The sequence below is a fragment of the Gilliamella sp. B2911 genome (assembly GCF_026536965.1).
Lineage (GTDB): Bacteria > Pseudomonadota > Gammaproteobacteria > Enterobacterales > Orbaceae > Gilliamella > Gilliamella apicola_E.
In genome coordinates this window covers 48,954-63,100 of sequence record NZ_JAFNNA010000010.1, presented here as the reverse complement: position 1 = coordinate 63,100, position 14,147 = coordinate 48,954, and the positions used below count along the sequence as shown (strand labels likewise).

Annotated in this window: 13 protein-coding genes; 9 read left to right on the top strand and 4 right to left on the bottom strand. The window is 35.0% G+C overall.

The genetic code is table 11. From position 1 onward, the window contains the following. Position 1: 1 nt before the first annotated feature. On the top strand, positions 2 to 817 hold the full coding sequence (locus J3U27_RS08965; protein WP_267377287.1) for a TonB family protein: 816 nt from the start codon (positions 2 to 4) through the stop codon (positions 815 to 817). A 91-nt stretch (positions 818 to 908) separates the two neighbouring features. On the opposite strand, the gene pepP is transcribed toward J3U27_RS08965, so the two are convergent. Both pepP and J3U27_RS08955 read right to left on the bottom strand, forming a co-directional pair. Further along, the gene (gene pepP, locus J3U27_RS08960) at positions 909 to 2,222 is read right to left on the bottom strand and encodes a Xaa-Pro aminopeptidase (RefSeq protein ID WP_267377286.1); all 1,314 of its coding nucleotides are present in this window, start codon (positions 2,220 to 2,222) and stop codon (positions 909 to 911) included. 33 nt (positions 2,223 to 2,255) lie between these two features. Beyond that, a complete protein-coding gene (locus J3U27_RS08955) occupies positions 2,256 to 2,798 on the bottom strand; it encodes a YecA family protein (RefSeq protein ID WP_065561789.1) in 543 nt (180 codons plus the stop codon). A 129-nt stretch (positions 2,799 to 2,927) separates the two neighbouring features. Between J3U27_RS08955 and J3U27_RS08950 the strand changes: the two genes are divergently transcribed. From J3U27_RS08950 to crr, 4 genes are all read left to right on the top strand, one after another. After that, positions 2,928 to 3,254, top strand: a complete 327-nt coding sequence (locus J3U27_RS08950) for a hypothetical protein (protein ID WP_065561788.1) — start codon at positions 2,928 to 2,930, stop codon at positions 3,252 to 3,254. A gap of 140 nt (positions 3,255 to 3,394) precedes the next feature. Next, positions 3,395 to 3,652: a phosphocarrier protein Hpr gene (gene ptsH, locus J3U27_RS08945; RefSeq protein ID WP_065561787.1), complete on the top strand. Its 258-nt coding sequence runs from the start codon at positions 3,395 to 3,397 to the stop codon at positions 3,650 to 3,652. A 52-nt stretch (positions 3,653 to 3,704) separates the two neighbouring features. After that, positions 3,705 to 5,432, top strand: coding sequence for a phosphoenolpyruvate-protein phosphotransferase PtsI (ptsI, locus tag J3U27_RS08940; RefSeq protein ID WP_220225519.1), 1,728 nt, complete (start codon positions 3,705 to 3,707; stop codon positions 5,430 to 5,432). Between the two features lie 9 nt (positions 5,433 to 5,441). After that, a complete protein-coding gene (gene crr / locus J3U27_RS08935) occupies positions 5,442 to 5,945 on the top strand; it encodes a PTS glucose transporter subunit IIA (protein ID WP_065561785.1) in 504 nt (167 codons plus the stop codon). A gap of 93 nt (positions 5,946 to 6,038) precedes the next feature. On the opposite strand, the gene pgi is transcribed toward crr, so the two are convergent. Beyond that, positions 6,039 to 7,688 carry a glucose-6-phosphate isomerase gene (gene pgi, locus J3U27_RS08930; protein WP_065735228.1) on the bottom strand — a complete coding sequence of 550 codons (1,650 nt, stop codon included), beginning with the start codon at positions 7,686 to 7,688 and terminating at the stop codon, positions 6,039 to 6,041. 256 nt (positions 7,689 to 7,944) lie between these two features. On the opposite strand from pgi, the gene J3U27_RS08925 reads away from it, so the two are divergent. After that, positions 7,945 to 8,694, top strand: coding sequence for an IclR family transcriptional regulator (locus J3U27_RS08925; RefSeq protein ID WP_065735229.1), 750 nt, complete (start codon positions 7,945 to 7,947; stop codon positions 8,692 to 8,694). 57 nt (positions 8,695 to 8,751) lie between these two features. Here J3U27_RS08925 and J3U27_RS08920 read toward each other — a convergent pair whose 3' ends face one another. Next, positions 8,752 to 9,894, bottom strand: a complete 1,143-nt coding sequence (locus J3U27_RS08920) for an iron-containing alcohol dehydrogenase (protein ID WP_267377285.1) — start codon at positions 9,892 to 9,894, stop codon at positions 8,752 to 8,754. A gap of 221 nt (positions 9,895 to 10,115) precedes the next feature. Here J3U27_RS08920 and J3U27_RS08915 point away from each other — a divergent pair, with 221 nt between their 5' ends. Genes J3U27_RS08915 through J3U27_RS08905 form a run of 3 tightly spaced genes read left to right on the top strand, consistent with a single transcriptional unit; the run spans position 10,116 to position 14,144 of the window. Next, the gene (locus J3U27_RS08915) at positions 10,116 to 11,021 is read left to right on the top strand and encodes a dihydrodipicolinate synthase family protein (RefSeq protein ID WP_065735231.1); all 906 of its coding nucleotides are present in this window, start codon (positions 10,116 to 10,118) and stop codon (positions 11,019 to 11,021) included. Between the two features lie 33 nt (positions 11,022 to 11,054). Beyond that, the gene (locus J3U27_RS08910; protein ID WP_065735232.1) at positions 11,055 to 12,575 is read left to right on the top strand and encodes a UxaA family hydrolase; all 1,521 of its coding nucleotides are present in this window, start codon (positions 11,055 to 11,057) and stop codon (positions 12,573 to 12,575) included. 51 nt (positions 12,576 to 12,626) lie between these two features. Beyond that, positions 12,627 to 14,144: a UxaA family hydrolase gene (locus J3U27_RS08905; RefSeq protein ID WP_267377284.1), complete on the top strand. Its 1,518-nt coding sequence runs from the start codon at positions 12,627 to 12,629 to the stop codon at positions 14,142 to 14,144. The last annotated feature ends 3 nt before the right edge of the window (positions 14,145 to 14,147 follow it).

Genomic DNA, 14,147 nt, shown 5'->3' with positions numbered 1-14,147 from the left:
TATGAAGATCAACTTTGATATAGATATCAACAACGAAAAAGAGCCGCAATCACCTGCTTCTAATAAGCAAAAGGATGCCTATATATATACATCGATCTCTGTAATATCACATTTATTTTTATTTGGATTATTGTTCAGCTCTGCACTGTTTGCAAATAATATCGTTGTTGATGAAGGTGATAATTCAATTAAAGCTGTTATGATTGACCTTACTCAGTTAGCAGCTCCGGAACAATCATTGGTTGAAGAAACACCTGAAATCAAAGGTGCTGAAAACAGTGAAATCATTGACAATAAACCAATTGAAGAACCAGTCGTAGAGCCAGAAGTCGTTGAAGAAAAGATTCCGGAACCTACACCTGAAATAGAACAAAAAAAACCAGCAACAGAGCCAGATAAACCAGTTATTGTTAAACCTAAACCAAATAAGAAAAAACCACCGACACAAAAATCATCTCGTCAACAAGTTAGACAAGATGTGATAAGTGATAATATAGCAAATACTTCAGTAGCTCCTAAAGTATCTGATAATCGACAATATTCTAGTAATCCCTCTCCAATTAGTCGTAATCGACCAGAATATCCTCGAAGAGCACTAGATATGCGCTTAGAAGGTTATGTTGTTGCTATGTTTGATGTAACTAGTGAGGGCCGTGTTGAAAATATTAGGATTATTGAAGCCCAACCTAATAATATTTTTAATCGCTCGGTTATCTCAGCAATGAAAATGTGGAAATATAAGCCGATTGCCGGAAAAGATCTCAAAATAAAAATTGTTTTCAATCGTGATAGTTCAATTAGCTTAGGAAGCAATTAATCACTCATTCCTCAATCAATAACCATTATTGAATAAAAAACTGAAAAAGCACTAATTTTATAATTCAATTAGTGCTTAGTTGATAAATAGTTTATCTATTCTTTTGCATTAAAAGTTCAATTTCCTGCGGTTGTTTAGGTACCGTTGAGGTTAAAATTTCGTTGCCAGCTTCGGTAACCAAAATATTATCTTCGATACGAATCCCAATACCTTTATAACATTCTGGCACATCAGCATCTTTATTAATATAAAGTCCAGGCTCAACGGTTAAGACCATACCCGGAGCGAGTATGCGATCACGATCACTGCCAACATCATGCACATCAATACCTAACCAGTGACCTAATCCATGCATATAGAATGCTAAATAAGCTTTGTTTGTAATCAATGTTTCAACATCACCTTGCATAATTCCAAGCTTAACTAATCCTTCAACCATAATCCGAATAATTTTTTGATTAACTAATGATATTGAGGTGCCTGGTTTCAATAATTTGATAGCTGTACATTGCGCAGTTAACACAATGTTATATATTTCGAGTTGTGCTTGACTAAATTTACCATTAATCGGAAATGTTCGAGTAATATCACCTGCATAATAATGATATTCACAACCTGCATCAATTAAGACTAAATCGCCATCTTTGAGCGTGTCGCTATTATTTTCATAATGCAATATACAACCATTATTACCTCCGCCAACAATAGTATTATATGACGGCCATCGAGCGCCATGCCATGCAAACTCATGTAATATTTCAGCTTCTAATTGATATTCATACCAATTAGCCTGGCATTTTTGCATTGCCCGAATATGTGCTTGAGCACTGATTTCGCACGCTTTACGTAAAAGAGCCATTTCATATTCAGACTTAAACATTCGCATTTCATGAACAATTGGTCGCCAATCAATAACTGTACTCGGCGCAGAAAGTTTGAATCGAGCACCTTGCCGTAATGTATTGATTGCTTTCTTAATTATCTCGTCAGCATAATCATATAGTTGGTCTGCATAATAAATTGCTTTTTTTCCATTTATTAAATTTGGTAGAACACTCTCTATATCATCGAAAAGATAAGCCTCATCGACTAAAATCTTTGTTAATGCCTCTTGCTGGCCTAAGCGGTAGCCAGTCCATGTTTCGTCTAAAGGATCTTTCTTGCGATTAAATAAAATATATCGTCCTTGACCGTCTTGTTGTTTAATTATTGCCAAAAGCGCTTCTGGCTCTGCAAAAAAAGTAAAATACCAAAAGTCACTATCTTGTCTATAAGGGTAGTGGGTATCATTACTTCGTTTAACTTCTGGTGAAGCAAAAAATAAGGCAATGCTATTTGGCTCCATCTGAGCCAATAATTTATTTCGCCGATCTAGCAGTTCTGTCTTGGTCTGAATATCTATCATAGCGTTTACCTTAATAATCAGTAATCTTGAATATTAGTGAAGTGTTGGTGTGATATCGGGTTCATTAAATTCATCAAAACATAACATCGCCGTAATGCGAACGTACTCTTTGATCTCTTCAAATGCAAAGCCCAGCTCTTGCTGATCTTCATCTTCATCATAACCGAGTTTAGCTATTTGTCTTAGATCATATATTGCTTCACCCACATCACCTTTAACTCGATTAAGTTTAGGTTGAACTAAACCAATACCCAATAAAAAATGATTTACCCATCCCACTAAATCGTCAATTTGCGTAAACAAATCTTGCTCACCAAGTAGAAGTTGGAACTCAAAATCTTCATCAATAAATTGTTGTTTAGTTGTATGATATAATTCTTCCACTTCCTTATTTAAAGGTTCGGCTATTTTTTGCCCATCATTCAACATGTCTTGAACTAACACTCTCCAACTTTCGTCATGATTTCCTCCAGCTAATAAGCCAGATAAGAATCCATGTAACTCGGCTGCAGTTATGCCAACTTTATTTTGGATAAGTTGACGATTAAGCTCGTCATAAATCTTGGTATTAGTCATTAACTCCACCTTATTAGTTTATAATAATAGTGAAAATACATCCCTCTGCACTTTCACTCATTATTAGTATATAATTTGTGCCTAGCTGTAAATAATAAACAGGTTATTGTGCTTTATAAAGGAATTATTTTGAACATTTTTAGATTAATTTTAACATCACTATATATAGTTATATCGTTAACTGCTTGTAGTTCATGGCTGAAAAATAAAGGTGTGATTGTTCTTGATGTACAGAATAATACGTATATAACCAGCCAAGACTTACCTAAAGATTATCAGTTAGGCAATGGAGAACAAGAACTTGATAAGTTTGAAGCTTTCTGCCGAGACGAGATCCGTGCCTCACAACTAGATGGTAGTGAAGAGATGGTATTTGAAAACATCAAACGAGGAATTCACGGTCAGGTTGAATTTAAAAAATGTAGTGATAGAGTCACTCGAATTTACCGATATTAATAAATATTTCAGCTTACTTTGTAAAGTATCGCTAATAAGATTGACTAATTGTCACATATCCGTGAAATCTTACTAGCCTTTCAAGCTGTTTTTATTTATATTGTCGCATGAACAAATATATTTTTGGGAGTAAAATAATTATGTACAAGCAAGATGTAACCATTACTGCATCGAACGGTCTTCACACCCGCCCTGCTGCACAATTTGTAAAGGAAGCTAAAAACTTCAATTCTGAAATTACTGTCACATCAAATGGAAAAAGTGCAAGTGCTAAAAGCTTATTCAAATTACAAACATTAGGCTTAACTCAAGGTACAACTATTACTATTTCAGCCGAAGGTGAAGATGAAAAAGAAGCAGTAACTCATTTAGTAAAATTAATTCCTGAATTGGAATAATACTCCCATGTTAGCGTTGAACGGTTTTAATATTAGATAAGGATTAAATGTTATGGTATCAGGTATACTTGTTTCCCCAGGTATCGCTTTTGCAAAAGCGCTATTATTAAAAGAAGAACCTATTGTTATAAATAATAGGCAAATTCTTGATAACAAAATTGACGCTGAAATTGATCGTTTTAAAGAAGCACGTGAAAAATCAAGCGAACAATTACATGCGATCATGGAACGAGCTAAAACCACTTTAGGTGAGGATAAAGCTGCTATTTTTGAAGGTCATATCATGCTTCTTGAAGATGAAGATCTTGAACAAGAAGTTATTTCACGCATTAAAAGTAAACACTCAAGTGCTGACGCAGCTGTCCAATCTGTATTTGAAACCCAAGCAAAAGAGTTAGAAAATTTAGATGATGAATATCTAAAAGAACGTGCTGCCGATATCCGTGATATTGGTAAACGACTGCTAAAAAATATTTTAGGCATCGAAATTGTTGATCTAAGTGCTATTAGCCAACCTTGTATTTTAGTTGCAACTGATTTAACACCATCTGAAACTGCTCAATTAAATTTAGATATGGTGTTGGGTTTCATCACTGATGCCGGAGGGCGCACTTCACATACATCAATCATGGCCCGTTCATTAGAAATTCCAGCAATCGTGGGTACATCTAATGCGACACAAGAAATCAAACAAGGTGATTTTGTTATTTTAGATGCAATCAACAATGCTATCTACATTAATCCAGATCATGCAACTCAAGAAAAACTAAAACAAGTACAAACAAAATATCTTGCGGATAAAGAAGAGTTAGCAAAATTAAAAGATCTGCCGGCTGTTACACTTGATGGTCATCAAGTTGAAATTTGTGCAAATATTGGTACTGTTCGTGATATTGCTGGTGCAGATCGTAATGGTTATGAAGGTGTTGGGCTTTATCGTACAGAATTCTTATTCATGGATCGTGAAGCTTATCCTAATGAAGATGAACAATTCAAAGCATATAAAGAAGTTGCTGAATCAACTAATGGCCTATCAGTTATTGTTCGTACAATGGATATCGGTGGTGACAAAGATGTACCATATATGCATTTACCAAAAGAAGAAAATCCATTCTTAGGTTGGCGTGCAATTCGTATCTGTTTAGATCGTAAAGAAATACTACATGCACAGTTACGAGCAATCTTACGCGCTTCTGCATTTGGTAAATTGCGTATTATGTTCCCAATGATTATTTCGGTAGAAGAAATTCGTATTCTAAAATCTGAAATTAATATCCTTAAAGAACAATTAACATCTGAAGGTAAAGCATTCGATAAAAGCATTGAAATTGGTGTGATGATCGAAACACCAGCCGCTGCGGTTATTGCTAGACATTTAGCTAAAGAAGTTGATTTCTTCAGTATTGGAACTAACGATTTAACCCAATATACACTTGCTGTTGACCGTGGTAATGAGCTTATTTCACATCTTTATAATCCACTTTCACCATCAGTATTAACATTGATTAAAAATGTAATTGATGCTTCTCACAAAGAAGGTAAATGGACAGGAATGTGTGGAGAGCTTGCTGGTGATGAAAGAGCAACAATTTTATTACTAGGTATGGGGCTTGATGAGTTCAGTATGAGTGCAGTATCAATTCCTAAAATCAAAAAATTAATTCGTAATACTAATTATGAAGAAGCGAAGAAATTTGCTGATACTGTTCTTGAAAAAGCAACAGCTAAAGAAATAACCGATTTAATTGAAAAATATACTGCTGAAAAGCAAATTTGTTAGGAGGCAATGATGGGTTTATTCGATAAAATAAAGCAATTTGTATCTGATGATAACAAAAATAGCATCGAAATTATTGCACCTCTTAGTGGTGAAATCGTTAAGATCGAAGATGTGCCAGATGTAGTTTTTGCAGAAAAAATCGTTGGTGATGGTGTTGCTATAAAACCTTCTGGTAATAAAATTGTAGCACCATTAAATGGTAAAATTGGTAAAATTTTTGAAACCAATCATGCATTTGCTATTGAATCAGATGAAGGTATCGAACTTTTTGTTCATTTCGGTATAGATACGGTGGAATTAAAAGGTGAAGGTTTTACACGAGTTGCCGAAGAAGGACAACAAGTTAAAATTGGAGATACTATCATCGAAATCGATCTGCCTTTACTTGAAAGTAAAGCCAAATCAGTGTTAACACCAGTCGTGATATCTAATATGGAAACTGTTGTTGAATTAACTAAGTTATCCGGCTCAGTTGAGGCAGGTAAAACACCAATTATGCGTGTTAAAAAATAACATCGCACAAAGTTACTACTCATAAAAAAACCTTCAGTTTTCACTGAAGGTTTTTTGTTGAAAATAATCAAACATAGAGTTCAAATAATTCGTTTAACGCCATTTTTTGTATTGATTAATCAAGCTGTTGGTTGATTCATCATGCGAGCTGACTGGTTTATCATCAGCAAGTTCAGGTAAAATGCGACCAGCTAACTGTTTACCCAATTCAACCCCCCACTGATCGAAGCTAAAGATATTTAAAATAACGCCTTGCGTGAAGATTTTGTGCTCATACATCGCCACTAATGCGCCTAAAGTGTACGGTGTGATTTTTTTCACTAAAATAGAGTTAGTCGGTTTATTGCCTTCAAAAACTTTAAATGGAACAATAGATTTAACTTCATCAAGCTTTTTACCAGCGGCAAGAAATTCTTGTTCTACTTGTTGGGCAGTCTTACCAAAAGCTAAAGCTTCTGTTTGAGCAAAAAAGTTAGAAAGCAATTTAGGATGATGATCGCCAACTGGATTATGACTAATTGCCGGTGCAATAAAATCACAAGGAATAAGTTTAGTACCTTGGTGAATTAATTGATAAAACGCATGTTGACCATTTGTCCCAGGTTCACCCCAAATAATAGGACCTGTAGTATAAGTAGTCTTGTTGCCATTACGATCAACACTTTTACCATTTGATTCCATATTCCCTTGCTGAAAATAAGCTGCAAAGCGATGCATATATTGATCATAAGGTAGAATTGCCTCGGTTTCTGCACCATAGAAGTTATTGTACCAAATCCCAATTAAAGCAAGTAATGTTGGGATATTTTTTTCAATTGGTGTGCTTTGGAAATGTTTATCCATCGCATGTCCACCAGCTAAAAACTGTTTAAAGTTTTCAAAACCAATTGAAAGTACAATTGATAAGCCGATTGCAGACCAAGAAGAATAACGACCACCAACCCAATCCCAAAATTCAAACATATTGGCAGTATCAATACCAAATTTTTCTACTTCTTTGGCATTGGTTGATAAAGCTACAAAGTGAAGCGCAACAGCTTTATCATCTTTTGCAGCATCAAGTAACCATTGACGAGCGGTTTGTGCATTAGTCATAGTTTCTTGAGTTGTAAAGGTCTTCGATGCAACTAAAAATAGCGTTGTTTCTGGATTTAAACCTTTTAAAGCTTCAACAATATGAGTACCATCGACATTAGAAACAAAGTGCATAGTTAGGTGGTTTTTATAAGGGCGTAATGCTTCGGTAATCATCACTGGTCCTAAATCTGAACCTCCAATTCCGATATTAACTACATCAGTAATCGCTTTACCAGTATAGCCTTTCCATTCACCACTAATAATTTTTTTACTAAAGGATTCCATCTTCGCCAGCACAGCATTGACGTCATCCATAACATTTTTACCATCAACATAAATTGGTGAATTTGATACATTGCGAAGCGCAATATGTAAAACGGCTCGGTTTTCGGTCCGATTAATTTTTTCACCACTGTACATGGCATTAATAGCCCCGCTTAAATCACACTCGTCAGCGAGTTGATAAAGTTGCTTTAAGGTCTCCTCAGTAATGCGGTTTTTAGACAGATCAACCAAGAACTCATCTTCAAAAGGAATACTTAACTTTTCAACTCGTTTAGGTTCATCTTTTAGAATTTGAGCAATCGTCTTATCGCAATGCTTCTGATAACTAACTTGAAGGGACTTCCAAGCGGATGTAGTAGTTGGATCTATTGACTTTAACATAACTTATTCCTTAATTAATATAGCACTATTAACCATGATATAACTATGGATAACATGATGCAAGATAAGGATTTATCCTTTCAAATCGAGTTGATAGAAAAATAATAGAAGTTATTTTCTTTTCCAAATCAAATAACTTGAATATAATGTAAAAAATAAGATATTTGATACACATAACCGTTCAAAAAATGATTTTTTAATAAATTAGAACCAATAAACTAAATAAATTTCTTACATTATTATATTAGGATATTTCATGCCAAATATTCAGACTCTAGTACCAGCCTTGGATAAAATTGTTCGCATTTGTGATTATTTAGATGGAAATAAAGGTGCAACTTTTAGTCAAATATTTCAAGACCTTAATTTACCTAAAAGTAGTACTTCGACACTGCTTAATGCGTTAGTTATGCATGGTATTTTACGTCAAGATCAAAATAAGTTTTATCTTGGACTAAAATTGCATGAATGGGGAGACAAATCGTTAGAACAGTTCGATATCACAAAAATCGCAGAACCATTGATGACTAAATTAAGAGATCAGACCAACTTAACCTGTCATCTAGGTGTTCTTGATGGGCTTTACTCTGTCTATATTGCAAAAATTGAAAATGACCAAGCTATTGGTATTCGTACTTGGATTGGCAAAAAATTACCATTACATAGTTCTGGTATTGGTAAAGCATTAATAGCTTGGTTACCTGATGAGAAAATCGATCAACTGATACCCGAAGACAAATTGCCCAAATATACCGATACCACTATAACCAGCAAAAAACAGTTAAAAAAAGAGCTAGCTAAAATCCGGTCGCAAGGTTGGGCTTATGATAATCAGGAAGATGTAAAAGGCGTACATTGTATCGCAGCACCGATATTTAATAAAAATCATGAACCAATTGCGGCTATAAGTATTTCCGGCGTTCTTTTTCAGCTACCGGTAGAGAAAATCGAAAAATACTCAGAGCTAGTCCGTAAAGCCTGCCAACAGTTAACCAATAAGTTTTAAAATAATATTGAATAATTATAATTCAATATTATTTTAACTATTTTATTCAATAAGTTATTAAGCGATCTGTTTAAATAGCTCAATAAGTTTTTGTTTATCAAAAAATACGGGATTGGCGCCAGCACAGGCATCTTTCATTGAATTTTCCGCCAATAATTCAAAATCAGGATTATTAACCCCCAATTCCTTTAATGATTTAGGAATACCGACTTCTTGCGCTAAATCTTCAATTCTTTTTATCACATAATCAACACATTCTTGATCACTTCTATCTTTTGTATCAAACCCGATTGTTTCAGCAATCACTCTAAATTTTTGTGGTGCATGTTTAGCATTTTCTTTTTCGACTACCGACAATAGCATCGCATTACAAACACCATGAGGTAAATCATAAAGCCCACCTAATTGATGTGCCATAGCATGCACATTACCTAGCCCAGCATTACTAAAAGCGATACCATTTAAAAAGCAGGCATAACTCATCTGTTCTCTGGCTTGAATGTCATTACCGTTTTTAACTGCTCTGGCTAAATATTTAAAAGTTTGAGCTATGGCATATAATGCGGTTGAATCAGTAACATCCATCGCACCTTTAGCAACTACCGCTTCAATTGCATGAGTTAACGCATCCATACCTGTTGCAGCGGTTAAATTGGCAGGTTTGGAAATCATTAAATCAGGATCGCTAACGGTTATTGATGCCAGCGTATTGGGATCGACCATAATCATTTTTACATGTCTACTTTCATCGGTAATAACATAATTAATGGTAACTTCAGCAGAAGTACCTGCAGTGGTTGCTATTGCCACAATAGGTAAACATTTTTGTTTACTTTTATGCATCCCTTCATAATCGGTAATTTTGCCACCGTTGGTGGCCAAAACAGCAACGGCTTTACCACAATCTTGAGGTGAACCTCCACCGATTGATACAATAAAATCACACTCTGATTCTTGACATAATTTTAATGCATTTTCAACATTGGCAACCGTTGGATTTGGTTTCACATCATAAAAAATAACTGATTCAATACCCTCTTTTTTTAAGATATCAACCACTCTATCTACAGCGCCATTACCAATTAAAAACTTATCACTAACAACGAATGCTTTTTTGCAATTTAATTTTTTCACTGGTACGCCTAACTCAGACAGGCAACCTTTACCTAATAAATTAACGGGTGGAATGTAATAAATCATATTTACCTCTTAAATTAATAACACTTTAAAAAATTCCCAGAAAAGAACTTAATTTCATTATACGGAAAAAATAAACTTCCAAAAAAAATAATCTTTACAATGAGAGAATGATCACAAAATTAATTTTCTTTTGTATTAATTGATTGCAATTCGAAATTTTTTCACCAATAATTTGTTCACAACAAAGAAATTATGTTCTACTCAGTGAACAAGGAGAAAAGATGAATATAGAAAAATTTAAAGGGATATTCCCTCCCGTTCCGACAATCGTAAATAAACAAGGAAAACTAGATAAAAAAGGAATGGCCAACCTATTAGATCATCTTATTAAAAATGAAGCGGATGGCGTTTTGATTTTAGGTAGCGGTGGTGAGTTTTGTCATATGCCACCTAAACTAAGGCTCGAAGTCGCTGAATTTGCGGTGAGGCATATCAATAAACGTATTCCCGTTATGATTGGAATATCAAGCCCAAGTACCAAAGAAACGATTGAATATGGTCAACATGCTGCTCAAATAGGTGCGGACGCTGTTTTAGTTGTGAATCCTTACTATGCCTTATTGAATAGTGATGCAATTTATCACCATTATAAAACTGTCGCTGAAAATATTAGTATACCGATCCTACTTTACAATTTTCCTGCACTAACTGGTCAAGACATTGGTATTGATGTAATTACCCGGTTGGCAAAGGATCTGCCAAATATCATCGGGCTAAAAGATACTATTGATAACATTAGCCATACACGAGAAGTGATCAACAAAGTCCATTCTTTCCGACCCGATTTTATCATCTTTAGTGGTTTTGACGAATATATGCTAGACACGCTGATTTTAGGTGGTCATGGTGGTATTCCGGCAACGTTTAATTTTGCACCTAAAATTACTAAGGGAATTTATAAAGCGTTCATACAAAAAGATTATGAAACAGCATTTAAATTACAACGTCAATTAGCAAAATTGATGCCTATCTATGCCATTGAAACCCCTTTCTTTGGTGTGATTAAACAAGCAATCAAACTAACAGGTGTGAATATATCAACTGAAGTTTTAGCTCCAGTAATGCCATTAACTTCCGATAAAAAGAAAATACTTAAAAAATTATTATCTGATTCAAAAATTTTATAAGAATTTATTATTAATTAGTTTTAGGAGCAAATTATGAGCGAAGTATCTAAAGTAATTATACTTCATCCTAATGATGATGTTGCCATAGCTCGTTTTCCGGTAACCAAAGGGTATGTAATTCAAGAAAAAAATATTTCAGTATTAGCTGATATTAAAGAAGGCCATAAAATAGCACTACACAATATTGAAAAAAATCAACCAATCAAACGCTATAATCAAATTATAGGTTATGCAATTTGCAATATCCAAGCAGGAGAACACATACATTTACATAATCTAAAAATGGGTGATTATGGACATGAATATGACTTTTGTGCAGATAAAAATGAAACCCCAAAAGCCAGTGAAAAAAGGACTTTCATGGGCTATAAGCGTAAAAATGGAAAAGTAGCAACTCGTAACTATATCGGCATATTGACATCGGTTAACTGCAGTGCAACAGTTGCACGCCGCCTTGAAGATCACTTTAAAGCAAAAGGATTAGATGATTATCCAAATATAGATGGCATCGTAGCGCTTCCACAAAGTTTTGGCTGTGCCATGGATATGAAAGGTGATTTGATGAAGATTATGCAACGCACAATGAGTGGTTATGCAAATCATCCAAATTTCGCTGGCATTTTAATAATTGGCCTTGGATGTGAATCTAATCAAATCAAAGATCTTATCCAAGTAAAAGAATTAAATGAAGGTCCTATGTTACAACATATGACTATTCAAGAAACTGGTGGATCACAAAAAACTTTCGATAAGGGAATTTCTATTATTGAAAGCATGTTAAATGAAGCAAACCAATACACCAGAGAGGAGGTACCTGCATCGGAATTAGTCTTAGCCCTTGAATGTGGTGGTTCTGATAGTTACTCAGGTATTTCTGCTAATCCAGCCCTTGGCGTAGCTGTTGATTTACTTGTACAACAAGGTGGAACAGCAATACTCGCCGAAACTCCTGAAATTTATGGTGCTGAATATATCCTTACTCGCCGAGCAGACTCGAAAGAAGTAGGTGAAAAACTTATTAATCGAATTTTATGGTGGGAGGATTATGCCAAAAGATGCCACGCAGAATTAAATAACAATCCATCCGCAGGCAATAAAGAAGGTGGACTTACAACTATTCTTGAAAAATCGCTTGGTGCTATTTGTAAAGCAGGAAGTACAAATCTTATGGATGTATATGAATATGCAGAACCAGTAACCGCAAAAGGTTTAGTATTTATGGACACTCCAGGATATGACGCATTTGCATGTACAGGTCAAATTGCTGGTGGTGCAAACATTATGTGTTTTACCACAGGGAGGGGGTCAGCCTATGGTTCAAAACCGACACCGTGTATAAAAATTGCATCTAATAATTTTTTATGGCGGCGCCAAGAAGAAGATATGGATATTAATTGTGGTGATGTAGCCGAAGGACAAGAAACATTGGAGCAAGCAGGTAAACGTATTTTTGAAAAGATATTAGCTGTCGCTTCTGGTGAGAAAACAAAAAGTGAAAAATTTGGATATGGATCACTTGAATTTGTCCCATGGCAACCGGGTGCAATTATGTAAATATGAATAATCTTACCTCTATTAGCAGTGCATATTAAAGAGAAGTAATGAATGAGCAATATAAGTCCTATAATTAAATTAAATGAGAAAGATGACGTTGTTATAGCCAGAATTCCTATTAGCAAAGGAACGTGTTTATCCAATGAACTTGTAGTATTAAATAACATACCCGAAGGTCATAAAATTGCTATTCGCAATATTGAACAAGGAGCACAAATCAAACGTTATGGACAAACCTTTGGATTTGCAACAAAACCGATTCTAAAAGGCGAACATGTCCATGTTCACAACGTTGGCGTAGGTAATTTTGATAAAGACTATGCGTTTGGTAAAGACGTACATACACTCCCCCCTACAGATAAAATTGATACTTTTTTAGGTATCAGAAGAAAAAATGGCAAAATCGCTACCCGTAATTATATTGGGGTAATGTCGTCAGTAAATTGTAGTGCAACTGTAGCTAAGGCAGTTGAAATTTACTATAACAAAGTTGGACTAGTCAATTACCCCAATGTTGATGGTGTCATCGCTTTACCTCAAAGTTTTGGTTGCGGTATTGGACAAGACGGACCTTCCATGACGAATATGAGAAGAACTTTATCAGGTTACGCAACACATCCTAATTTTGCAGGTATGATTATTGTTGGCCTCGGATGCGAATCATCACAAATAAAAGATATGATGAATTTTGCTCATTTAACTGAAAATGAAAATTTACACACACTAACTATCCAAGAAACAGGCGGTTCCAAAAAAACAATTGATAAAATTATATCAATTATTGAGGAAATGTTACCTATAGCCAATCAAGTTCAACGCAAAGAAACCCCTGTATCAGAACTTATCCTCGCTTTAGAGTGTGGTGGTTCTGATGGTTATTCGGGTATATCAGCCAACCCTACTTTGGGTTATGTAGCAGATAAAATTATTCAACAAGGTGGAACGGCTATTTTATCTGAAACTCCCGAAATATACGGCGCAGAGCATCTACTCACCCGACGAGCCGTATCTCAACAAGTTGGTGAAAAACTGATTCAACGAATCAAATGGTGGGAAGAGCATTGTAAACAAAATAAAAGTGAAATTAACAATAATCCTTCTGTAGGAAATAAAGCCGGTGGTTTGACCACAATTTTAGAAAAATCACTTGGAGCAATCACAAAAGGAGGAACATCAAATTTAGTCGCTGTTTATGAATATGCAGAACCTGTCACAAGTAAAGGATTAGTGTTTATGGACACGCCCGGATTTGATCCTATGGCTGTAACGGGCCAAATTGCAGGTGGAGCTAATATTCTTTGTTTTACAACTGGACGAGGCTCAGCACTAGGTTCATCTCCAACACCCACCCTAAAAGTCGCTTCAAATAATTTCTTATGGAACAGACAACAGGAAGATATGGATATGAATTGCGGAGATATTATCGAAGGAAATGAATCAATTGCTCAGGCAGGAGAACGCCTATATTCAATGCTCCTTGAATTTGCATCAGGGGAAAAAAGTAAAAGTGAAAAATTTGGTTATGGAAGTTTGGAATTTGTGCCATGGCAAATGGGCGCTTTTATGTAATGT